Consider the following 23,655-nt stretch of genomic DNA (forward strand, 5'->3'; position numbering starts at 1 on the left):
CTACTTTTTTTATTTGACGTTTTTGAGGCCGTTTAACACAATAGCTGTAAATTGATTCATCTCTGCGGCCAAGTTAAAGTCCTCACCGTGGATTAACCAATCATAAACATTGGCACGCATACAACGTTGTATGATGGCTTGCACTTCATTGGCTGATAGATCATGGCTTAGTTCACCTTGTTGTAGCCCTTCCTCAATATATGTATTCATTATTTGAAAAATCTTGCGTTCTGGATTAATTAAATAATGATCCTGTTTTACTTGATTTGTCATTGCAGCAGTATACACAGTGCGTAACAGGTCCTTTCCTACAACATTCGTTAAGTATTTCATTTGTTCTTGATACACTATTAAAATTTTTTCACTTGCTGGTAATGTACGGTCGATATTTTTTTCTACAGTGCTATAAAAATGATCCAGTTCTTTAAATTTTTCTAAAATAACATCATATTTGGATGGGAAATGTGTATAAAATGTACCCTTTGAGACATGACAAGCCTTTGTAATTTGTTCGACAGTAACATGTTCAAATCCGAATTTGTTGAAAAGATCTAATGATGTTTTTAATAATTTATCACGAGTTTCTAATGCCTTTTTTTGCCTGCTTGTTAGAGATTCCATAGTGGTAAATTACCTCCGATATTAAGTATTGTAAAATATTTTCTGGAGTGAAAATTCTGAAAATATAAAATTTTTAATTGACGAGATGGATTTATTTTGATTATGATTTAGTTGACCATAGTCACTGACCGAGGTCAGTGAAGATATCTCGTTATTAATGTTACGATAAAAAACTCTAGTTGGCTAGTAACCATCCAGCACTATTGATGAATTTTCAAGGATTGGGGGATATTCAAATGAATAGAAAATTAGGATTTATCGGGTTAGGAAATATGGGATTACCAATGTCTATTAACTTATTAAAGGCAAACTATGAGGTGTATGGCTTTGATACAAATGCAAAGGCAGTGGAGCTATTTACAGAAGCTGGCGGTATAGGTCTTGAATCAGCAAAGGATGTTGCAAAGCAATGTGATGTGGTAATGACTAGCTTACCAACACCTCAAATTGTAGAAATGGTGTATTTATCAGAAGAGGGCATAATACATCATGCTAAGAAAGGTGCCTTACTTATTGATTTCAGCACGATCAATCCTGACTTAAATGATTCGATACATAAAGAAGCAAATATGTTGGGATTACGATATTTAGGGGCACCTGTAAGTGGAGGGGTCATAGGAGCTGTTAATGCTAGCCTAACAATAATGGTCGGTGGAGACAAGGGCGATTATGATAGTGCAAGCAAAATATTCGGAATAGTCGGAAAAAATATCTATCATCTAGGTTTATCCTCAAGTGTAGGTACACGTCTTAAATTATTAAATAATCTAATGATCGGGTTTTACACAGAGGCTGTAGCTGAAACGATTGTACTTGGTGAAAAAATGGGGATAAATGCGGATACGCTGTATGAGGTATTAAGTAATAGCTACGGTCAAAGTCGGATTTATGAGCGTAACTATATGGAATATATGAAAAATAATAATTATGCACCAGGCTTTTCAACCAATCTATTATTGAAAGATTTAAAATTAGCAAAAGAAATGGCGGATGAAGCTGGTGTATCTCTTCGAATTGGCGAAAAATTGGTGGAACTTTATAGTGAGATTGCTCAGCAGGGCTATGGTGAAAATGATATGTCTGCAGCTTATTTAAGCTTAAAGGATACATGTAAAATAAAACAATTATAAGAGGAGGAAATGATGATGACGATAGCTCAAGAGGTTAAAACATTAACGCATTTTATTGGTGGACAGTTAGTTGAAGGGAGAAGTGGCAGATTTGGCTCTGTATACAATCCAACTACGGGTGATGTCATTGCTAAAGTGCCACTTGCAACAGTAGAGGAGACAAAAGAAGCAATCGAGCAGGCTCAAGCAGCCTTTCCATTATGGCGTGATACATCTGTGGCTAAACGTGCAGAAATCGTCTTAAAGTTCCGCAATCTTATGACAGAAAATATGGAGGAGCTACTACAAATTATTTGTAAGGAAAGCGGAAAAACGTTGGAAGATGCCAAAGGAGAAATTACACGAGGTCTTGAATCTGTAGATTTAGCCATCGGTGCCCCACATCTCATGAAAGGGGAATACTCTGTTAATGTTGGCGGTCAAATAAACGCTTATTCAGCAAAATATCCACTAGGTGTGGTAGCGGCTATTTCACCCTTTAACTTCCCAATCATGGTGCCTTTAGCTCAAACGAGTATGGCCATTGCGGTAGGAAATGCTGTGATTTTAAAAGCATCTGAACGTGTACCAATGACTGCTTTATATGTTAGTGAGCTATGGAAAAAAGCGGGCTTACCAGATGGAATTTGGACAGTGGTGAATGGTGATAAAGATGCAGTCAATGAACTTTTAGAGAATCCAACTGTGCAAGCGATTTCATTTGTGGGCTCAACACCAGTGGCCAAGTATATTTATGAAACCGGTTCTAAGCATGGAAAACGTGTAACGGCACTTGGCGGTGGAAAAAACAATATGGTTGTCATGCCAGATGCAGATCTTGAACAAGTTGCAAACGCCTTTATAGGGGCAGCCTATGGGGCAGCATCTCAGCGTTGTATGGCGATATCCACAATTATGACTGTAGGCAAAAATACTGCTGATCGTCTAGTGTCAATTTTAAAAGGGAAAATTACTAATCTAAAGGTAGGTCCATATACAAATCCAGATTCAGATTTTGGTCCAGTTATTTCTCAACAATCAAAAGAAGCAATACTCGCTGCCATTAATCGTGGAGAATCTGAGGGAGCGTCCATTATTTGTGATGGTCGTGAGTTGGATATTGTTAAAGAGTCAAAAGGTTTCTATGTAGGTCCTACACTATTAGATCATGTAAAGCCAGGTATGGAAATTTATGAGCAAGAAGTATTTGGACCTGTTCGTAATGTTGTGCGCATAGAATCTCTGGAGGAGGCTATTGATCTAATTAATAAGCATGAGCTAGGAAATGGTGTCACTATCTTTACAAATGATGGATTAGCTGCTCGTAAATTCACAACAGAAATAGACGTCGGCATGGTAGGAGTGAATGTACCAATTCCTATTCCAGTAGGCTACCATAATTTTGCTGGTTTTAAAGGGTCTCGTTTTGGTGAAGGGCATATGTTTGGTCCAGATCAGGCGCGATTTTTTACAAAGACAAAGACCGTTTCAGAACGCTGGATGGTAAGTGATACATCCACTGCATCAACATTTGCATTCCCAAGCAATAACGATTAGTACCAACAAAGAGCTGTAGCGATATACAGCTCTTTTTCCAAAAAATGGGGATAGGTGGGGTGTACATGTTGGCGTACATTGGTCTTTTTGGTAGTTTAGCATTATTAGTGTATTTAACAATGAGAGGCGTTAATTTACTTATTTCAGCACCGTTAACTTCACTGTTAGCTGCTTTAACTAATGGTCTTGCGTTTTTTCCACAAACCGCTAATGAAAATCAAGCTAATTTTCTAACGAGCTATATGGATGGATTTACTGGTTTCGTTGGTTCTTGGTATTTAATGTTTATGGCAGGTGCTATTTTTGGGAAAGTTATGGAGGATACGGGAGCAGCTGATAGTGTTTCTAAATGGATTGTTGAAAAAATCGGGGTGAAATATGCAACATATGCGGTTGTATTAGCCGCAGCGGTCCTCACATATGGGGGTGTTTCTGTTTTTATCGTTGCATTTTCTGTTTATCCGATGGCCATCAGTTTATTCAAACAAGCGAACTTTCCACGACGCTTTATCCCCGCTGCACTTGGTCTAGGCTCGGTCACTTTTACGATGACGTCAGCTGGCTCACCTGAAATTCAAAATTGGATTCCAATTCAATACCTTGGAACGACACCCTATGCAGGTTGGCAAGTTAGTATTGTTGTCGCTATTTTTATGGCTGTTGGTGGTTCACTTTGGCTGAATTGGATGATTAAACGAGCTGTGAACAATGGGGAAATATTTATTGAACGCTCAACAGATCCAGTAATTGATGAAACGCGGAAGCTTCCTAGCCCACTTCTTAGTCTAATACCATTACTAGTCGTTTTAGTGATTTCTTTTGCTTTCCATAATTCGCTTGGAACTTCTGCTTTAATTGTCGCTTTGACAAGTGGTTGTATTGTCGCCTATTTAGTGAGTTACAAGTATGCCAAATCCGTTGGAACGACATTAGCAGCGGGAGCAATGGGTGCCATTATTGCCATTGCTAATACAGCGGCTGTAGTAGGGTTTGGTGGTGTCGTAAAAGCAACGCCATCCTTTTTAGCTACGGTAGATGTCATGACAAATATTCCTGGCAGTCCATTAATTGGGGGAGCTCTAGCAATTGCTGTCATAGCAGGTTTAACAGGTTCAGCATCGGGTGGTCAAACAATTGCGATGCCTTTGCTTGCACCTCACTATATTGACATGGGGGTAGATACAGAGGCACTGCATCGGACAATTGCCATTGCATCAGGATCACTTGATTCTTTGCCACATGGTGGTTATGTTGTCACTACCATTAATTCAGTCTGTAATGAAAAGCATAAGGACGCCTATATGCCATTTGGAGCGTTGACGGTTATTATTCCAACCATCGGTACAATAATTGCCATTATATTATTTTCAATAGGGATGTAGGAGGAATGTTGTATGCAAGGAAAAACAGTGTTCATTACAGGAGCAGCCCGTGGTATTGGTCTTTCCATGGCACAAGCATTTACCGAGCAAGGAGCCAATGTCGTAATTACGGATAAAAATGAACAGCTTTTAAAAGAGGCTGTTGAAAACAATCCTTCCTTAATGGCTTATACATGTGATGTGACAGATGAAGAAGCCATACGAGAGGCAATTGAATGGACAATCGATCGCTTTACAACGTTAGATATTTTAATTAATAATGCAGGATTTCAACATGTCTCCCTTATTGAAGACTTTAAGACGGAAATTTTTGAAGACATGCAAAAAGTAATGGTCGTTGTACCATTTATTGCGATGAAATATGTATTACCTCATATGAAGAAAAATCAATTTGGTCGTATTATCAATATGGCCTCCATTAATGGTGTGATTGGATTTGCAGGAAAGGCAGGTTACAATGCGGCAAAGCATGGAGTCATTGGTTTAACGAAGGTAGCTGCGCTGGAAGTAGCAAAGGATGGAATTACGGTAAATGCGATTTGTCCAGGATATGTTGATACCGAACTAGTGCGCCATCAATTTAAAGATTTAGCGAAAACTAGAGGAATTCAAGTAGAAGAAGTACTTGAAGAGGTGCTCTATCCACTTGTACCTCAAAAACGCTTACTGGATGTATCGGAAGTTACAGGGCTTGCATTATATTTGGCGAGTGATATAGCTAAAGGATTAACGGGTCAAGCTATTCTTTTAGATGGTGGCTATACAGCTCAATAGTGTAGGAGGGAAAAAGATGATTCAAACAAAAACAAACTTTACCGTTCATTCACCTGGAACGATTGTGTATGGGCGTGATTCCTTTGAAGAGGTGGGCGAGTATGCGAAAAAACTCGGCACTAAAGCTCTTATTATTAGCGATCCAATTATGGACAGCTTAGGCTTTGTGAAGCAATGTAGAAGCTTGTTAAACACATATGGAATAGAAGCGGTTCAATACTTAGGAGTAGTAACTGAACCGGATGACACGTATGTGGAGGAAGGGCTACATCTTCTTCAGCAGGAAGGTTGTGATGTTATCATTTCTGTTGGAGGTGGAAGCTGTATTGACACAGCAAAGGCAATTGTAGTGGTGGCTACGAACGGTGGCTACATAGGAGATTATATGAAAATGGCAAAAGTGGCAGAGCAAGTGCCAATTCCACATATTGCTATTCCAACGACAGCTGGAACAGGTTCAGAGGCAACAGATGCCACTGTTATTACCAATACAAAGAGTGAAGTCAAAATGATGATTAAGCAGCCTGCCTTTATGCCAACGGTTGCCATTGTTGATCCTATTTTAACGATTACATCACCACCTGCGATTACTGCAGCTACAGGGATTGATGCCTTAAGCCATGCCATTGAAAGTTATTTGTCCCGTTTAGCCCATCCATATTCAAATGTACTTGCTCTTTCTGCCATGGATTTAATCGTCCATAATATTTTGAGAGTTTATGAGCAAGGGGATGATGTAGATGCGAGAGAAGCTATGTCATTAGGTTCCATGCAGGCAGGTCTATCTTTTTCTAATGCCTCGGTTGCATTAGTACATGGAATGTCTCGTCCAATAGGTGCGTTATTCCACGTACCCCATGGTATTTCCAATGCGATGCTTTTACCAGCGGTTTTAGAATTTTCTAAAGAAGCTTGTATAGATCGGTTAGCAGTTTTAGGCCAGTTCTTTCATGAAAAGAATGGAACACTATCACAAGAGGACCTTGCTCAGTTAGCGATTTCTTCCATTAAGGAAATGTGTAAACGAATGAATATTGGAAATTTAAAACAGTGGGGGATAGAGGAAGGAGCGTATTATAAGGCCATCCCTAAAATGGCTGAAGACGCAATTGCAAGTGGTAGTCCTAGCAATAATCCAAAGATACCAACAAAAGAGGAACTAATGGAGTTATATCATACAGCTTATACTTATGAATTCTAAAAAAATTTCCGAGCTATTCATTCATGTGGATGGCTCTTTTATATTTTTATAGAAAATATAAAAAGCAATTGGCAGAATTAATATGACATATTCGAGAAAATATAGTAAAATTTTAATGAATAACGATTCATTTTTAACAAAGGGGGAAATGGAATGTTGCAGGGGAAGACAATTATAATTACAGGTGGATCAAGTGGGATGGGTCTTTATATGGCGAAGCAATTTGTTGCTGAAGGTGCAAATGTTGTCATAACAGGGCGCAACGAAGAACGTTTAGCAGAGGCAAAAAAGTTTATTGCAGAGGCTGGTTCAACGATTGAAACTTTCCAAATGGATGTACGGGTACCAGAACATGCTGAGGCGATGCTAGCATTTGCTGTTGAAAAATTTGGACAGGTTGATGGTCTTGTTAATAACGCAGCTGGTAATTTCATTGTACATGCTGAGGATTTAACACCTAATGGTTGGAAGGCGGTAGTAGATATCGTGTTAAATGGTACGTTCTTCTGTTCTTCAGCAGTCGGTAAATATTGGATTAAAAACAATATTAAGGGCTCTATTTTGAATATGGTTGCTACTTATGCTTGGAATGCAGGAGCTGGGGTGGTCCATTCAGCTGCAGCAAAAGCGGGAGTATTATCATTGACGAGAACATTAGCAGTAGAATGGGGGAAACAGTATGGTATTCGCGTTAATGCGATAGCACCAGGGCCGATTGAACGAACAGGTGGTGCTGATAAGCTTTGGGAATCTGAAGCAGCTGCTGCGCGTACACTGGATTCTGTACCACTAGGACGTACGGGTACACCTGAGGAAATAGCTGATTTAGCTACATTTATGATGTCTAATAAGGCAAGCTATATGAATGGAGAATGTGTGACACTAGATGGTGGTCAGTGGCTCAATCAATATCCATTCTAAAAATGTTTGCATAATGAAGAGCTGGATTGACGCATACTAAGGGTAAAGAAAGGAGTTTTGACAATGGGTATGTGGTTAATACCAGCTCTAATTGCCATCGTAATTATTTCTGTTATTTCGTTTGTATCCACGTTGAAAATTGCAAAGATGACTTCTGAACGGGAGTCTGAAAAGGATACGCCGATTTCAGAAACGGTCGAAGAGTATGCAACGATGCTCAATCCGATCGTATGGGTATACGGAATATTTTTACTTTTTTTAGGGATTATGATTTTTTATTACTGGAGTAAGGTTGGCTATTAGAAATGACTCATCCTCAATCAGTGAAATACTGAACTGATTGAGGGTGTACTTAGTTTTTGTTGAATGGCTCCAAAAAATTCGTTATTCCTGAAAAACTCTTCCCGTCCTGATCATGGTCAGACATAGAAAAGTTGTGATATGATGAAAGGGAAGGACTGTTCTGCACAGCCAGGACAGAAAAGGAGAAGAAGTTCATGATTTCAACTAACAGCAAAGACTTATTAGCAATGCCAATTAGTGATTTTATCATTTCCTCTGAAAAAGTTGCGCATGTACAAAGTGGCAATAGTGCTGAACACGCACTACTTGTACTAACGCGAACAGGATATTCATCCATACCTGTATTAGATTTGAAATATCGACTTCAAGGTTTACTGAGCATGAAAATGATAACGGAATCGATTCTAGGACTCGAGCATATTGAGTATGAAAAGCTTCCTGATATTAAAGTTGACTCTATTATGGAAAAAGAGATCGCTGTATTAAAGTTGTCAGATACATTTCAGCGTGCTTTGGATTTAGTCATTAACCACGCATTTTTATGTGTAGTGGACGAAGATGGTACTTTTGCAGGGATATTAACAAGACGTGTTATTTTAAAGCAATTGAAAAAATATATTTATCAAAAAGAGTAGTAGTTTAAGAGGGAGCTCATATGAAAGTCATGAGGCCCTCTTTGCTTGTAATTGGAGGTTTACAGATTGATGGCAACAGAGGCAGAGATTTTAAAAATTTTAGCTGAGGAACGCAATATGCGAAAAGCAGCTGAACGTTTATTTCTATCCCAACCAGCCCTTTCTCAACGTTTACAAACCATTGAAAAGGACTGGGATGCACAATTATTTATTCGTTCACAAAAAGGTTTAACAGCAACACCTGCTGGTGAACAGGTTATTGCTTATGCAAAGGAAATGCTAGCCAAAAAGGAAGAAATATTTGAAACGATTCAATCCTTAACAACAAAGGTAAATGGTACCTTGAAAATTGCCTGTGCGTCCATTGTTGGTCAAAACTGGTTGCCTAAAATCCTGAAGGAATTTGTATCTAAATATCCCGATGCAAAAATATCTCTTATGACGGGCTGGAGTTCTGAAATTGTGAAAGCACTTTATGAGGGCGAGGCACATATTGGAATTGTACGAGGTCAGGTAGATTGGAAAGGGGAAAAGATTCACCTTTTCAGAGACACCCTTTATTTGGTGGATAAAGAGGTAAAGACAATTGAAGATGTGCTGACGACAGATCGTCCATTTATTCAATACAAAAGTGACTCGAACTATTATCAGGAAATTCAACAATGGTGGCAGCAGCACTTTGCCTCAAATCCAAGAAAACAAATTTTAGTAGATCAAATTGAAATATGTAAACAGATGGCTTTAAATGGAATAGGCTATGCTATACTACCGTCCATTACATTAAATGATCATGATGAAATTCATAAAATACCTTTAACAAACGATGAAAAGGAATTTGGGATTACACGCGATACATGGCTCATTGGCTATGAATCATCTTTTGAATTGCGACAGGTAGAAGCATTTGTAGAAGTAGTGCAAGACCATGCTCGTTGTTTGTTTGACTATACAAAATAAAAAATAAGGCAATTCCAGTCTATCAGGGGATTGCCTTTTCGTTTTGGCTCAGTGATTTCTTAAGAGTTTATGAATATTGATGAAGATATCATAAGAAATGGAACAAAATGCAATTTAAATCGTATAATTATGTAACCATCTACTTACATAAAAAGGGGTTGAGCTTTTGAAAAAGACAAAAATTACGGCACTGACCTTATTAGTTATGCTGATGATGAGCTTTCTGCTGCCTTCTACACAGGCACAAGCTGCTGCACCATTAGAGGTCAAAGCAACAGCTGGTATTTCAGGGAAAGCTAAATATCAATCAGTTGTGCCATTACAAGTGACAGTGAAAAATAACGGTGCAGATTTTTCAGGAGATATGGCAATAAATTCTTCCAATTCTTATGAAGCAGCATCCGCACTTGTCGTTCCAATTGATATAGCAGCAGGAGAAGAGAAGACATTTACCTTCTATCTAGATGGTTTAGCTGACAATGGATATTCGGACGCAGATTTATTTGCCTTTTATGAAGGGAATATTGAAAAGGGGAAAAAGATTGCCTATAAGGGGACCAAGCGCCTACAATCTAATTTTTTAGATCCTACATCAACATTTGTCTATACATTAACAGATAAAAGTGATCGACTATCAGCACTATTACGTTTATCCTCATTTGTTCCTCAAAACAATGTGGAAATATTTAATATTAATCAATTAAAGGATTATACATTCCCAGAGGATGAACAAGGACTTGCCATGGCAAACGTCATCGTCGTAGATGAAGTAGCAATAGCCGATTTGGCACAAAAACAACAAGAGGCATTGCTGAAATGGGTACAAGATGGGGGTACATTACTTTTAGGTGCTACTGATCAAGTAGATGCCACAGCAGGGGTACTTAAAGAATATTTACCAATGTCATTATCACAAGAGATGACAGCTATCTCTGCAGAAACATTAACAAAATTATCGGGCGGTGGTATTTTTACGCAGCCTATTTCGATTCATACAGCTACTAATCATGAAGGAAGTTTACCAGTATTAACGGAGAATAATATAGTACTAGCCTCAAAGAAAAAAGTTGGCAGTGGCGAAATCATTCAAACGGCCTTTTCTTTAGGAGATCAGCCGCTCGCATCAATGGATGGCTATGCAGCCCTTCTAGCAAAACTGATTGATATTCAAAGTATTTCACAGCAAGGAATGATGAGTCAGGGACAATCCCCACTCGATCAAATTTCTTATGAGCTTCGTAACATAAATGAATTATTCCCGTCCTTTGAAGTTTCAGTAAGCTATATGCTTATCGTCATTATTCTTTATATTATCATCATTGGCCCAGTTCTTTATTTTGTCCTGAAAAAGGTAGACAAACGTGAGCATGCATGGTGGATTATTCCAGTGTTCTCGATCATTCTTTCTATTGGTCTTTTCATTGTTGGAGCAAAAGATCGGATTGTTCAGCCACAAGTACAACAATCCGCATTTTATAAGGTCAATGAGGATAGTAGTTTGAATGGGTATTATGTTGAATCAATCTTAACAAATCGTAGCGGGGATTTTGTCGTCAATACGGATAAAAACACAACTGCTGTTGCGATGAGAAATTATAATAATTTCACCGGTACAGTGGGTGATTTACATGAATCTTCTTATATTAAAGAAAATGCCAACGGTTCAACGTTAACATTACGTGATTTAAATTATTGGTCTGTTCAATCATTTGGAGGGAAAACATCTGCTCAAAATATTGGCAAAATGGATGTTGATATAACGTTGAAAAATGAGAAGCTGACTGGAACAATAAAAAATAATTTCCCATTTGAATTAAAAGACGTCACTTTAATTTCTGGTGTGAAGGAAGTAAAACTGGGTGATATTAAAGCAAATGGAACTTTACAAGTAGACAAGGAAATGAAGACAACGGTACTTCAAAAGCCATCTGTTTTTAATAATTATAATTATAGTTACCCATCACAGAAGGATGAGGTAGATCCAATGCGTGTTGAAAGAATGAAAACATTAGCATTGCCACTTGTAGAGAATGATAGACAGCCAATACTTACAGCATGGACAGATCAAGCGATTGTAGGTGCTGAACTTGAAACAAGTGCAAATATGTCTCCAATTACAATGCTTGTTCAACCGTTTAAAGGGAAAGTGGAACTATCAGGACCATTTACAATGAAACGTAATAATTTCACGTACTCATTAAACTCACTATCGGCGAGTGGATACTTCGATAAAATTGATGAGGAATTAAATAACTGGTATCTATCTGATGGTTTATACGAATTAACAATGGCAATGCCTGATCAATTTATAGACGCTGTGGAATCACTTAATGAACTAACTATTTCTAATAAGGATATTAAGCGTATGCAGCTGTCGATATGGAATAATGCGACGAATATGTATGAACCATTAGTTGATACAAAGCAAGTATTTACAGATAACATTAAAAATTATATTAATCAAGATAGTGAAGTTCGACTTGAAATTAAATATGGTCCAGATCCAACTGGTGAACAAACGAAATTACCTGAAATAGAGCTGAAGGGAGTGGCAAAATAATGATTGAAATTCGTGACTTAACGAAAAGATATGGCTCCTTTACGGCATTGGATCATTTAAATTTGTCCTTAGAAGAAGGCATCGTGTTTGGCTTTGTTGGTGCTAATGGAGCAGGTAAATCAACAACATTTTCTATTTTAGCGACATTATTGTCACCGACATCGGGTGATGCGTTGATAAACGGTAAAAGTGTCGTCAAGGAACCGAAAGAAGTACGCAAGCAAATCGGTTATATGCCTGATTTCTTTGGTGTCTATGATCAGCTAAAAGTAGATGAATATTTAGATTTTTATGGGGCTAGCTATGGTATACAACTGGCAGAACGCCAAGTGCTGATTCCGCAGCTTTTAGAACTTGTAAATTTAACGAGCAAACGTTATGAATACGTAGATTTATTATCGCGTGGGATGAAGCAACGTTTATGTCTTGCCCGTGCACTTATCCATGATCCTAAAGTATTGATTTTAGATGAACCAGCATCAGGATTAGACCCTCGCGCTCGTGTGGAAATGCGAGATATTTTACGGAATTTAAAGTCCATGGGTAAAACCATTTTAATTTCTTCTCATATTTTGCCTGAGCTTGCTGAAATGTGTGATGAAATTGGCGTTATTGATAATGGCAAATTAATTGCACATGGAAATGTCGCAGCCATTCAGGCGCAGCTACAGGGAGAAAAGCGTATTGTAATGAAAGTAACAGATCGTATTAACGAAGTACGTGCTTATTTAGAAGAAGATCCCCATATTTCGTCTATTGATGTCCTTGAGCATCGTCTAGAAATAGCCTTTAATTATCGTGGAACAGATGCGGAGCAGGTAGCATTACTGAAAAAGGCCATCCTTGCCGATTTACCAATTTACGCGTTAAGTGAGGAAGAAAAAGATTTAGAGGATGTCTTTATGGCGATTACGAAGGGAGCGGACAGTCAATGATGGAAAGATTTTATAATCCAGTATTTGTGAAAGAGTTAAAGTTACGATTCCGTTCTTTTAAAAGCTTCTCAGGATTAATGTTTTATTTAGCGGTACTTTGTATTTTCATTGCAGGCTTTTTATTGCTTACGACTGAATTCACTGGCAAAGGATTCTTTAGACCAGAAACAAGTTTTATGATGTTTGCTGTATTAACGATTTTACAAATGGCATTAGTTCTATTCATTACACCAAGCTTAACAGCAGGAGCTATCAGTAGTGAGCGTGAAAAACAAACCTTAAATATTTTGCTAACAACGACACAAAGCTCCACACAAATTGTCATTGGAAAATTATTATCATCAGTGTCATTTCTAGTTTTAATGCTCGTAGCAGGATTACCATTATATAGTTTAGTGTTCCTATTTGGTGGGGTTTCACCTTCCCAGCTTGTTTCTATATTTTTATTCTATTTAGTTACTGTTGTAGCAATAGGTAGTATTGGTGTCATGTTTTCAACGATTACGAAAAAAACGATTGTTGCCATGATTGCCACATATGGGTCTATTATCTTTTTAGGCGGGATTACAGCATTCTTCTTCTTTTTAACAATGGCTTTCCATCAAATGGGTAATGCTGTTGGCGCAAGTACCTCCTTTATGACTTATTTTTGGGCTTCAATTAATCCGGGTGCCCTAATGCTGACGCTGATTTCACCTGAGATGGGCAATGCGTTAGCTGAGCTTTCAGGAGTGGAACTACCTGTGTGGATTACTTATTTAATCGCTTATGTATTGATTATTGTACTTTGTTTAACAATTGCGATAAAAAAATTACGTGCCAACATGAAAAGTAACCGATGAGGAGGAATTATTATGGAGCGGCGTAAGCAATTACGAAAATATATTCAGCGTGCAAAGTCGAGTTTAACACTTGAAAAAAGCATCCCTATTGCACAATATGGTCTGTTTTTGGCATTGCTTTCGAGTGCTTCTCTCGTTCTTATTTCAAGATTATTTGTCTGGCCCTATTATCGCCAAATTGCGTTGACTGTCTTTGTTATGCTTATGATTGCAACGATAGTTTATATCTGGTGGAGACGTGTCAAAGAGAAAGAAGCTATGCATACATTGGATCATTATTTTTCACATAATGAGTTGGTTACAGCTTTATCATTGAAAAACGATCAGGACCCACTTGTTCAAGCATTATTATTAAAGGCGATACAAAATGTTGAACAGGCTTTCATAAGCTTTAAGGCTCGGAAGAAAAATTTGTTTCGACCAAAGGCGTTTATTGGACTATTTGGCACTGCTGTCGTCCTAGCAATCCTTTATATGTTCCCAGCGGCGACTCAAATTGAAGCGATAGAAGTTGAAAAAGAGCAAGCTGTAATCGACGATATGAAGAAGGAAGTTGCAGAGCTAGAGAAAAAAGCACAGACAAAAGAAGTGAAAGAGCAATTGCAAGAGCTTCAGAACACGCTTAAGGAAGCAGAAACAGCTGAAGAAGCACTGCGCGAAGTGGTGAAGAAGCAAAAAGAACTTGCTCTTAAGGAGCAGCAACTAAAGGATAAGCAAACGGCAAGTCAAGACGGTGTTACCGACGAACAAGGCTTATCGAAAGCAGAAGTTGAACAATTGAAGGAACTTGCTCAAATGCAGCAAAATCTCACACAAAATGCAAATGCCACACAAACAGCTATGAGTAAACTTGGTAAACCAGCAAGTAATTCCTTACAAAATGCGATTGCTAGTGCTAATAATGCTGGCACTAACAATCAAAATAATAACCAACAACAAGGTAGTCAGCAGTCATCCGGGAATTCCCAGCCAAGCAATCAGCAAGGGCAGGCGAGCCAGTCTGGTCAAAATAATGCTCAAAGTGGTTCCCAACAACAAAATGGTAATAATCAAGGCCAAGGACAGGGTCAAGGTCAAGGCCAAGGCCAAGGACAGGGTCAAGGCCAAGGTCAAGGTCAAGGTCAAGGCCAAGGACAGGGTCAAGGCGCAGGCAGAGGTCAAGGTGGTCGCGATTTATTGACGACACCGAATCGGCTTGGTGGGTCAAACGAGACATCCGTGGATGGGGGCGCATTGGGAGATGGTTCCAATGTCTCTGAGCAACAGGGGAATGGTCCGATAACAAAGGGCACCATTCGACCGTATGAAGAAGTAATTGGCTCCTATAAAGAAAGCTATTTAGAAAGCTCAGAGCGTTTACAATTACCGAAGGATTTACAAAATGTCGTGCAATCTTATTTCACGTCAATTGAGTCGCAGTAGGAGGAAATGAAATGGCATTTACAGAGCAACAGTATGTAGAAATGAGTACAAAATTACAACAAGTAAAAGATGAAATCCATCGCTTTATCGTAGGGCAAGAGGATGCGATTGATTATACTTTATATGCTGTACTAGCAGATGGTCATGCATTATTAGAAGGTTTACCAGGTTTAGGGAAGACGATGTTAATCCGTACAATTTCTGAAGTTCTTGACTTGTCGTTTTCACGTATACAATTCACACCAGATCTTATGCCAGCTGATATAACTGGGACAAGTATGATTGAACGTACCCCAGATGGTAAGCAACAATTTACGTTTCAGCCTGGTCCGATCTTTAGTCAGATGGTGTTAGCAGATGAGATAAATCGTGCTACACCGAAGACTCAAAGTGCTTTGTTAGAGGCAATGGGAGAAAAAACGGTAACGATTTTGGGAGATACAAAAAAAATGGCGAGACCATTTTTCGTGTTAGCAACGCAAAATCCTATTGAAATGGAAGGGACATATCCGTTACCGGAAGCACAGATGGACCGTTTCCTTTGTAAAATTCTTGTCCCCTATCCGGAAAAAAATGAACTAATGGAAATTATGAAACGAACAACAGGTGCTCAGGAAATTGGCTTACAAAAACTGATGAATACTGAGGCTCTAATAGAAGCACAGCAAATGGTGAAAGAAGTGCTGGTTGCCGATGAAATGCTGGAATTTGCAACTGATTTAGTAGTGGCAACGCACCCAGAAAGAGCCGATGCTCTGGACGAGGTCAAGCAATATGCAATGTATGGCAGTGGACCTCGTGGTTTGCAAAGTTTAATAAAATTGGCTAAAGCTAGAGCGTTGATGAATGGTCGGTTCCACGTTTCAGTAGCGGATATTAAATCTGTTGCTAAGCCTGTATTACGTCATCGGATGCTGTTGAACTATGAAGGGGAGGCTTCAGGAAAGACAGCAGATGATGTCATTGATGTTATTTTAGAAAAAGTTCAGCAAGGTGTTAGCAAGTGACAGCCAACTACTTATTGCCCGAAGACTGGTTAGCGAAAATCAGTCGTTTTCAAATAGCGACTGCCTCCAAACTACGCGGGCAGCATAAAGGCTCGCATCGTTCACAGCGCTTTGGGGCTTCCCTCGATTTTTCGGATTTTCGAGAATATCATTTAGGTGATGATGTACGACAAGTGGATTGGAACGTCTTTGCCAGAACGGATAAATACTTTATTAAAAGATTTTTAGATGAACAAGAAATGCGCGTACACATTCTACTCGATACCACAAAATCTATGGGAACAGATGCAAAGTGGATTTTTGCTCGTCAAATTGTGGCATCCCTTGGTTTAATGGTCCTTGGACGAGACGATCGTTTATCTTTTTCATTTTTACAGGATGAAGCAAAGCCACCGTTTCGTCGGAAGGGCGCCATGTATCGCCGAGCATTTTTACAAATAGTGACAGATATAGAGGAAGCGAGTTATTCGAATCCTTTTGCACAGGGTGCCTTAAAAGCTTTACCAAAGGATAGTACAGTGTTATTTATTGTGACAGATGGACTGGAGTCAATCGTGGAATGGGAGCAACTTTTAAAAAGGCTACCACGCTATGCTGGTGATGTCCGTATTTTACAAATTGTGACGCAGGAAGAGCTATCACCAAACTATTCGGGGGATGTTCGTCTTCTTGATCGTGAAACAGGTAAGGAAGTCAATGTGACAATGTCCACTAAAGTTCTAGAAACCTATCATGCAAGACGTTTATTACATGAAGAAGAGTTTGAAGCCATTTGCCGTCGTTTCGGCATTCGGAAATTACAATTGAAGGTGGAAGATGGTTTGCAACAGGCAATCTTTCAGCAATTATTAAAAGCACATTGGATTAGGTGAGGTGAGCCGTATTGGGCTTTAGTCAAATTATATTTAGCTGGACGGCCATCATCCCGGTCATTGTCCTACTCTATTATTTCTTTCGAAAAAAATATACAGATCAGACGGTTTCTTCAACACTTTTCTGGTCTGAGATTATGCAGGAAACACGAGTATCTCCTTATTTAAAGCATTTGCAAAAGAACGCCCTACTTTATTTACAGTTACTAGCATTACTTTTCCTTGTGCTGGCACTTATGAATCCCTATATGAAAAAATCAACGATTGTTGGTGAGCAAACTATATTTATTGTTGATACTTCTGCAACAATGTTAGCTGGTAAAGGGCAATCTACCTTTGATACACATAAACAGGAAATGCTGACGCTTATAGATGAATTAGATGGGAGACCGGTCACGTTAATTACGACTGGTTCAGCACCAAAAGCGATTTTACAGCAAGAGACAAATGTTAAAGATATCGAAAAAGGTATTAAAGACTTACAAGTAACCTATGAAACGGCAGAAATGGATAAGGCGCTTGATGTGGCTCAAGCATTTGTTGGAGATACACCGACTTCAATCTATGTATTTACAGATACACTAGATAAAAAACAACTACCTATGAACAAGGACTCCGTTAAATGGCTAGTAAGAGGTGCTGCGAAAGACTTAACAAATATTGCTATTACTAGATTTGCTGCAACAACAGATGGACAGGCAACAATGGCGCTTGTGCAGCTTCATAATGATACAGACATTGAGCAAAAGGTCACACTAGCATTACAAAATGCAGAGGGTAAAGAGTTGATAGCTGAGAATATCGCTGTGCCTCCAAAGGAAGCAATAACGAAAACCTTCAAGGAATTACCTTTAGAAAAATCAATGACAGCGATTATTGATACGCAAGATGATTATGCAGTAGATAATCAACAAACCGTCTTACTACAAACAGCTACTTCAAAAATTGTGGTTGATCAGGGCATGCATCAAATGATTCAAAAAGGGTTTCAATCTGTAAGTACTGGTGTGAAAATCGTTCCGCCTTTACAAGTAGTAGACAATCAGGAGGCTACGGTGATCACTAATCAAGCTGAATTGCTGGAAAAGATGGATAAACCTCTTGTGTTATTTGGCCGTGATGATGCCGAAAAAGTAGAGGTAAGTGGCATAGTAAGTACTAAAAGTGATGCTTTATTTGCTTTTAGCGAGCTAAAGGATGTTTATGTTAGCGCCTTGTATCCTGGATTTGCAAATTATCAAACTATCGCTACTGTTGGAGAACAGCCTTTTATACAGCGCTCTCCTAAAGGTGATATCGTCGTCTTAGCAGATATTGCAGATACGGATTGGCCACTACATCCATCCTTCCCGTTATTCTTATGGAGTACTGAACAGCAGTTATCAGAATCCATTGGTTCACTCGGTATTTTCACACCAAATGAACAAAGAGTAGTAGCTTTAGCGCAGGAAGACTGGAGTGTATATTCACAAGAAGATGAATTTCTATCATTGGTTACGGATGGTATGCTAACTGCGCCAAAAAAACCAGGCATCTATTTTGTGCGTTCTAATAATGAAGAAAAACATTTTATTGTACAATTACAGGCACAAGAACGTGTCATTGAACAAGGAACAAGCTATACATTAGGGGATATTTCTGATAACGGAAAGGCTGAGATTTCGAAGGCTTCTTTTGTTCCTTGGCTAATTCTTATTATTTTAGTTTTACTTGTTTCAGAGTGGGAGGTGCAACGACGTCGTGGATTTACGAATTGATATGCCATTAGTATTGTTGCTATTACTTCCATTGCTCATCTATTTTGGTTGGACCTATTGGCGAGAACGACAGCGACTAAAAAAGAGTCCTGCTATCGTACTTATAATTCGCATGATAGCGGTAGGCTGTTTAGTTTTTGCATTGGCAGGGCCGTATCTTTTATTACCTATAAAAGAAGAACAAATTGTGTATCTAGTTGACCGCTCAGCTTCCATGAATGGGACTGAAGATGAGATGGTACAGTTTATACAGGAAAGTTTACAATCGAAAAAAGATGAACAGCTTGCAGGGCTGTATTCTTTCTCATCAACATTACAAACAGAAGCCATTATGACTAAAACATTAAAGGAAGTACCAAAGTTTACGGAAATAAAGGCTACTGATCAAACGAATATAGAACAAAGTCTGCAACTTGCAACAGGTATTATAGATCCGAAAAAAGCAACACGCTTTGTGCTTATAACAGATGGCAATGAGACAAAGGGAAATGCTTTAGATTTCGCCACGAAGTTTAAAGGCTCCAATATTAGTGTAGATGTTGTGCCTTTCAGTCAACCTGTTGTGAATGATGTTTCATTAAAAAGCTTTGTGTCTCCACAAGTGGCCTATGTAGGTGAACAGCAACAACTGATAACAGAAGTGCATGCAACTTCAGCTGGTCAAGGCGAGCTATTATTATATGAAAATGATGAACTAATTTATCGTGAGGCAGTTGAGCTAGCCGAAGGAACGAATATGTTTACCTATAAACACGCGGCGACTGGTGAAGGGCTGGTGAAATATGAAGCCGTTGTTCAAGTAGGACAAGACGCAATATTTGAAAACAATAAATTAACAAGTGTCACAATGGTACAAAGCGAACCACATTTACTTATTGTGAATGGCTATGAGACAGCTTCACCTATCGCGGCGGCACTTGGCCAGCAATCAATAGCCTATGATGTAAAGTCACCTGAAAGTTTACCAAATGAGCTCTCCAGTTATTTGCAATATAATGCCATTATTTTTGATAATGTACCAGGACATTTAGTCGGTGAGGCGAAAATGAGTGTGATAGAGCAAGCAGTCAAAAACTTTGGTGTTGGTTTTGCAATGGTCGGTGGAGAAAATAGCTTTGGTTTAGGTGGTTATTTTAAAACGCCAATCGAAACATTACTACCTGTTGAAATGGAGATTAAGGGGAAAGAACAATTACCTTCACTAGGACTTGTTATTGTACTAGATCGCTCTGGCAGTATGTCAGGATCCAAGCTAGAACTTGCAAAGGAAGCGGCAGCACGTTCAGTTGAAATGCTTCGTGATGAAGACACATTAGGATTTATAGCATTTGATGATCGCCCTTGGGAAATTATAGAGACTGGACCTTTGAACAATAAAGAAGAGGCAGTGGATACCATTTTATCTGTTACACCAGGAGGCGGAACAGAAATCTATGGTTCACTTGCAAAAGCATATGAAAACCTAGCAGATATAAAACTGCAACGTAAGCATATTATTCTTTTAACGGATGGACAATCACAGCCAGGAAATTATGAAGATTTAATTGAACAAGGAAAAGATAACGGAATAACCTTATCGACAGTGGCTATTGGTCAAGATGCGGATGCTAACTTATTGGAAGCTCTGAGTGAGATGGGAAGCGGACGCTTCTACAATGTTATCGATGAGCAAACTATTCCTTCCATTTTATCTCGTGAAACAGCTATGATTTCTCGTACGTACATTGAGGATAATCCATTCTATCCAATACTCTATAATGCTGGGGGATGGAATACGCTATTTGCCAATGGCGTTCCACAAATGAATGCTTATATCGGAACAACTGCAAAGCAGGGTGCTACCGTCGTGGCTGAAAGCGAAAAGGAAGATCCGGTGTTAGCACAATGGCAATATGGTCTTGGCAAAACATTTGCGTTTACTTCTGATTCAACAGGAAAGTGGGCAGGCGACTGGGCAAGATGGCAGGACTGGGGCACATTTTGGCAAACGCTTATTTCACAAATGCTCCCAAGTTATAATGATGTTGCCTATGATGTAAGAGTAGAATCAGATGGATCCTTTATGATTACAGATCCTACAAATGAAGCAGCATTTTTAGATATTGTTGCGGTTAATGAAGCGGGTGAAGAGCTAGACACACAGCTTGAAACTATATCAGCTTCTCAGGTGCGAGCTGTAGTACAAGCTGAGCCGGGATTAATCTTCTTCCGTATCGCTGATGAAAAGGAAACGATTTATCAGGCAGGATTAAGTGTTCCCTATAGTGCTGAGTATGAACTTCTTCCTGCTAATGATAAATTAATAGAAGAATTAACCGAACAAACTGGTGGTGCTGTTTTAAAAGAACCACAAGAAGTGTTCCGTGACTTTATAAAGCAAGGGGCGGATCGTCAAAACATTGCGACATGGCTTCTCCTTGTAGGTATGCTCTTATTCTTTATTGATATTACAATAAGACGCTTTGGCTGGAATTTCCTAACGAAGCCGAAGAAAAAGGAGCAACTTGTAGAGAATCACTCCGTACAGGCAGAAGACACGAATGTGGCACAATTATTAAAGGGTATGAAAAAACGTCAATAATTTAATTTAGATGAAAGCAGTGCGAATTATTTCGCACTGCTTTTTGTATATACATGGAGAGAGAAATCCTCTAAGAAATACCAACGACATTATTTAATAAAGAGAGTGGGATTAAAATATTTTTCTAGCACCGTTTTACGCAAACTGCTAGCTATTACAATACCTAAGATTGCTCCAGTTGTACTTGATATTAAAAAGGCGGGCATGAAAAATAAGGCCGCTACGGATGTACCCATAAGTAACATTGCATAGGGAACTGCTACAAGCGATGCGAGAAGACCCGTGCCAATCACTTCACCCACACCAGCTAACCACATTTTACTGCTATATTTATAGGCAAGCCCCGCGCATAATGCACCAATAATACTACCAGGAATGGCTAAGAGAGAGCCTGTTCCTGTAAGGATACGAATGATAGCCGTAATAAAGGCAACTACCACTGTAGGTACGGGTCCAAGTATAATGGCTCCTACTACGTTAATAGCATGCTGCACAGGGTAGGCACGAGCAATCCCAGTTGGAATGGAGATAAACGTAGAACCTGCAACGGCAATCGCTACTAATAAAGCCATAATTGTTAATTTACGAATAGACATGATAGTGCGCTCCTTTTCGTTTTAGCCACTAGAAACATGAAAAAAGCCGCTTCCTTCAAACGACAGGAAGCGGCCTTGCTTATACACTGAAAATAGCAAGAAGCGCCACTTCCCTCCGCTAGCATGAACTAGATCAGGTTCGAAGGGTCCGTATATAACCATATACGTCTCAGCCTTTAAAAGACTCCCCTAGTGGTAAGTATTTTTCTATTTTTTAGAAGTGTAACATACTACAATCAATAGTCAATAAGCTTTGACGATTAGTGTGAATCTGGATGCATAAGCTGTGGCGCCTTTTTCAATGTCCAAATTAGGGCAAGGAAGAAGCAAGCTAATAAGATAATTGCACCAAAAATATAAGGACTGTTCATATTCCAGTCAAATAAGAAACCAGCCAAAGCGGGTCCGATCATATTTCCAAGGCTCATATAGGCATTATTCAAGCCGGCTGCAAACCCTTGCTCTGTTCCAGCAAGTTTGGAGATGAGTGTATTAACAGCTGGACGAATTAACGTTGTTGCCGTAGAGAAGATGGTTGCTACAACTAATATTAGTGCAAAACCTGAAACAAATAATATTAAGAAAATAGCAACGGAAGCAATAAATAAATTGACCAAAACTACTTTCATTTCACCAAAGCGTTTAAAGAGTGGCGTTATGATAAACATCTGTACAATTACCCCAAATGCTCCACCAACCACTAGAATGGTGGCAATATCGCCAGGTGAGTAATTAAATTTTTCTGTCACAAATAGTGATAAGGTTGTTTGGAAGTTAGCAATCCCAAATGAGAATACCATCATAATAATTAACATAACAAAATAAGGCATATGTACAGAGCGAGCCATCTGTTTCACCAGATTATCTTGCTTTTGTCTATTTTGCGCAGTTATTGGCTTTGTAGATGGTAATAAAAAGTACGATAAAATAGACGCTAAAATGGCGGCAGCTCCCGCCATGAAAAATGGAAAATGTAAGCTAACCTTTGCGAGGAAACCACCAATTCCAGGGCCAATCATAAAGCCGAATGACATCGCAGCTCCTAACATACTCATTCCTTTTCCGCGTTCTTTATAAGTTGTCACGTCTGCTACAAAAGCCATAATAGGAGGTGCAACAAATGCAGAGCCAAGGCCACCTAAAAAGCGTGCCAAAAAGAGCATCCAAACATCTGTAGAAAGGCCAAAACCGATTTGTGCAAGTCCTGTTAGTATAAGACCGAAAATAATTAAATTTTTCCGCCCATACAGGTCAGAAAGATTCCCAGCAATTGGAGAAAATACGAATTGTGCCAAGGCGAACGTTGCAATAAGCATGCCTAGAACTTGTCCTGCTGCTCCAAATATTCTTAAATATTCCGGCATTACAGGAATAATAATTCCAATACTCCCCATTGCGATAAACATGTTAAACATTAAAATATACAAAGCCGCCTTATTGGACTTCTGCTGGGTCATCGAAAAACCCCCTTTATGTAATCAAATATAGTACAGTCTATCATAAAGAATTATGGCTGGCTAATAGTTGAGATTGCTGTAACTGGTTCGATCGTTAGAATGGTTTTTTAGAAAAGCTTTTTTCTTGGAAGGCTTCAGATCATTGTGTAATAAAAAAGAATAGTTA

The 23,655-nt window shown here is 38.9% G+C and carries 20 protein-coding genes and 1 riboswitch; of the genes, 17 read left to right on the forward strand and 3 right to left on the reverse strand.

Annotation, left to right across the window (positions count from 1 at the left end):
• Positions 1-9 precede the first annotated feature (9 nt).
• Entirely contained in the window at positions 10-621 is a 612-nt protein-coding gene (locus MKY88_RS04210) for a TetR/AcrR family transcriptional regulator (protein ID WP_258267859.1), read from the reverse strand.
• 236 nt (positions 622-857) lie between these two features.
• Between MKY88_RS04210 and MKY88_RS04215 the strand changes: the two genes are divergently transcribed.
• The 17 genes from MKY88_RS04215 to MKY88_RS04295 all read left to right on the forward strand — a co-directional run bounded on the left by MKY88_RS04215 (position 858) and on the right by MKY88_RS04295 (position 21,436).
• Complete coding sequence (locus tag MKY88_RS04215; protein WP_340813043.1) at positions 858-1,751, forward strand: NAD(P)-dependent oxidoreductase; 894 nt, start codon at positions 858-860, stop codon at positions 1,749-1,751.
• A 15-nt stretch (positions 1,752-1,766) separates the two neighbouring features.
• On the forward strand, positions 1,767-3,287 hold the full coding sequence (locus MKY88_RS04220) for a CoA-acylating methylmalonate-semialdehyde dehydrogenase (protein WP_340814799.1): 1,521 nt from the start codon (positions 1,767-1,769) through the stop codon (positions 3,285-3,287).
• Between the two features lie 65 nt (positions 3,288-3,352).
• Positions 3,353-4,669: a GntP family permease gene (locus MKY88_RS04225; protein ID WP_340813044.1), complete on the forward strand. Its 1,317-nt coding sequence runs from the start codon at positions 3,353-3,355 to the stop codon at positions 4,667-4,669.
• A 12-nt stretch (positions 4,670-4,681) separates the two neighbouring features.
• Entirely contained in the window at positions 4,682-5,443 is a 762-nt protein-coding gene (locus MKY88_RS04230; protein WP_340813045.1) for a 3-hydroxybutyrate dehydrogenase, read from the forward strand.
• Between the two features lie 16 nt (positions 5,444-5,459).
• Positions 5,460-6,644: an iron-containing alcohol dehydrogenase gene (locus MKY88_RS04235; RefSeq protein ID WP_328205496.1), complete on the forward strand. Its 1,185-nt coding sequence runs from the start codon at positions 5,460-5,462 to the stop codon at positions 6,642-6,644.
• A gap of 153 nt (positions 6,645-6,797) precedes the next feature.
• Entirely contained in the window at positions 6,798-7,565 is a 768-nt protein-coding gene (gene fadH / locus MKY88_RS04240) for a 2,4-dienoyl-CoA reductase (RefSeq protein WP_008174119.1), read from the forward strand.
• A 63-nt stretch (positions 7,566-7,628) separates the two neighbouring features.
• Positions 7,629-7,868, forward strand: a complete 240-nt coding sequence (locus MKY88_RS04245; RefSeq protein ID WP_036123559.1) for a hypothetical protein — start codon at positions 7,629-7,631, stop codon at positions 7,866-7,868.
• Positions 7,869-8,062: 194 nt separating this feature from the next.
• Positions 8,063-8,503: a cyclic-di-AMP-binding protein CbpB gene (gene cbpB / locus MKY88_RS04250; RefSeq protein ID WP_008174114.1), complete on the forward strand. Its 441-nt coding sequence runs from the start codon at positions 8,063-8,065 to the stop codon at positions 8,501-8,503.
• A gap of 69 nt (positions 8,504-8,572) precedes the next feature.
• Complete coding sequence (locus MKY88_RS04255; protein WP_328205520.1) at positions 8,573-9,460, forward strand: LysR family transcriptional regulator; 888 nt, start codon at positions 8,573-8,575, stop codon at positions 9,458-9,460.
• A gap of 166 nt (positions 9,461-9,626) precedes the next feature.
• Positions 9,627-12,020, forward strand: coding sequence for a hypothetical protein (locus MKY88_RS04260; protein ID WP_340813046.1), 2,394 nt, complete (start codon positions 9,627-9,629; stop codon positions 12,018-12,020).
• Positions 12,020-12,955, forward strand: a complete 936-nt coding sequence (locus MKY88_RS04265; protein ID WP_036123563.1) for an ABC transporter ATP-binding protein — start codon at positions 12,020-12,022, stop codon at positions 12,953-12,955. Before MKY88_RS04260 ends, MKY88_RS04265 begins: the two co-directional genes overlap by 1 nt.
• The gene (locus MKY88_RS04270; RefSeq protein ID WP_069480202.1) at positions 12,952-13,797 is read left to right on the forward strand and encodes an ABC transporter permease; all 846 of its coding nucleotides are present in this window, start codon (positions 12,952-12,954) and stop codon (positions 13,795-13,797) included. Before MKY88_RS04265 ends, MKY88_RS04270 begins: the two co-directional genes overlap by 4 nt.
• A 12-nt stretch (positions 13,798-13,809) precedes the next feature.
• Positions 13,810-15,219: a hypothetical protein gene (locus tag MKY88_RS04275; RefSeq protein ID WP_340813047.1), complete on the forward strand. Its 1,410-nt coding sequence runs from the start codon at positions 13,810-13,812 to the stop codon at positions 15,217-15,219.
• An 11-nt stretch (positions 15,220-15,230) separates the two neighbouring features.
• Positions 15,231-16,226, forward strand: coding sequence for an AAA family ATPase (locus MKY88_RS04280; RefSeq protein WP_069480204.1), 996 nt, complete (start codon positions 15,231-15,233; stop codon positions 16,224-16,226).
• Positions 16,223-17,098, forward strand: coding sequence for a DUF58 domain-containing protein (locus tag MKY88_RS04285; protein ID WP_328205490.1), 876 nt, complete (start codon positions 16,223-16,225; stop codon positions 17,096-17,098). Before MKY88_RS04280 ends, MKY88_RS04285 begins: the two co-directional genes overlap by 4 nt.
• An 11-nt stretch (positions 17,099-17,109) precedes the next feature.
• The gene (locus MKY88_RS04290) at positions 17,110-18,855 is read left to right on the forward strand and encodes a vWA domain-containing protein (protein ID WP_340813048.1); all 1,746 of its coding nucleotides are present in this window, start codon (positions 17,110-17,112) and stop codon (positions 18,853-18,855) included.
• Positions 18,839-21,436: a VWA domain-containing protein gene (locus MKY88_RS04295; protein ID WP_328205488.1), complete on the forward strand. Its 2,598-nt coding sequence runs from the start codon at positions 18,839-18,841 to the stop codon at positions 21,434-21,436. The genes MKY88_RS04290 and MKY88_RS04295 overlap by 17 nt, the downstream gene beginning before the upstream one ends.
• Positions 21,437-21,525: 89 nt before the next feature.
• Here the strand turns inward: MKY88_RS04295 and thiW are convergent, their stop codons facing one another.
• Complete coding sequence (gene thiW / locus MKY88_RS04300) at positions 21,526-22,032, reverse strand: energy coupling factor transporter S component ThiW (RefSeq protein WP_340813049.1); 507 nt, start codon at positions 22,030-22,032, stop codon at positions 21,526-21,528.
• Positions 22,033-22,125: 93 nt separating this feature from the next.
• A riboswitch (TPP riboswitch) is annotated at positions 22,126-22,233 on the reverse strand.
• A gap of 59 nt (positions 22,234-22,292) precedes the next feature.
• Positions 22,293-23,489 (reverse strand): MFS transporter, encoded by a 1,197-nt coding sequence (locus MKY88_RS04305; RefSeq protein WP_328205485.1) that lies wholly within the window; start codon positions 23,487-23,489, stop codon positions 22,293-22,295.
• Positions 23,490-23,655 lie beyond the last annotated feature (166 nt).

The organism is Lysinibacillus sp. FSL R7-0073, assembly GCF_038009065.1.
Classification (GTDB): Bacteria; Bacillota; Bacilli; order Bacillales_A; family Planococcaceae; genus Lysinibacillus; species Lysinibacillus fusiformis.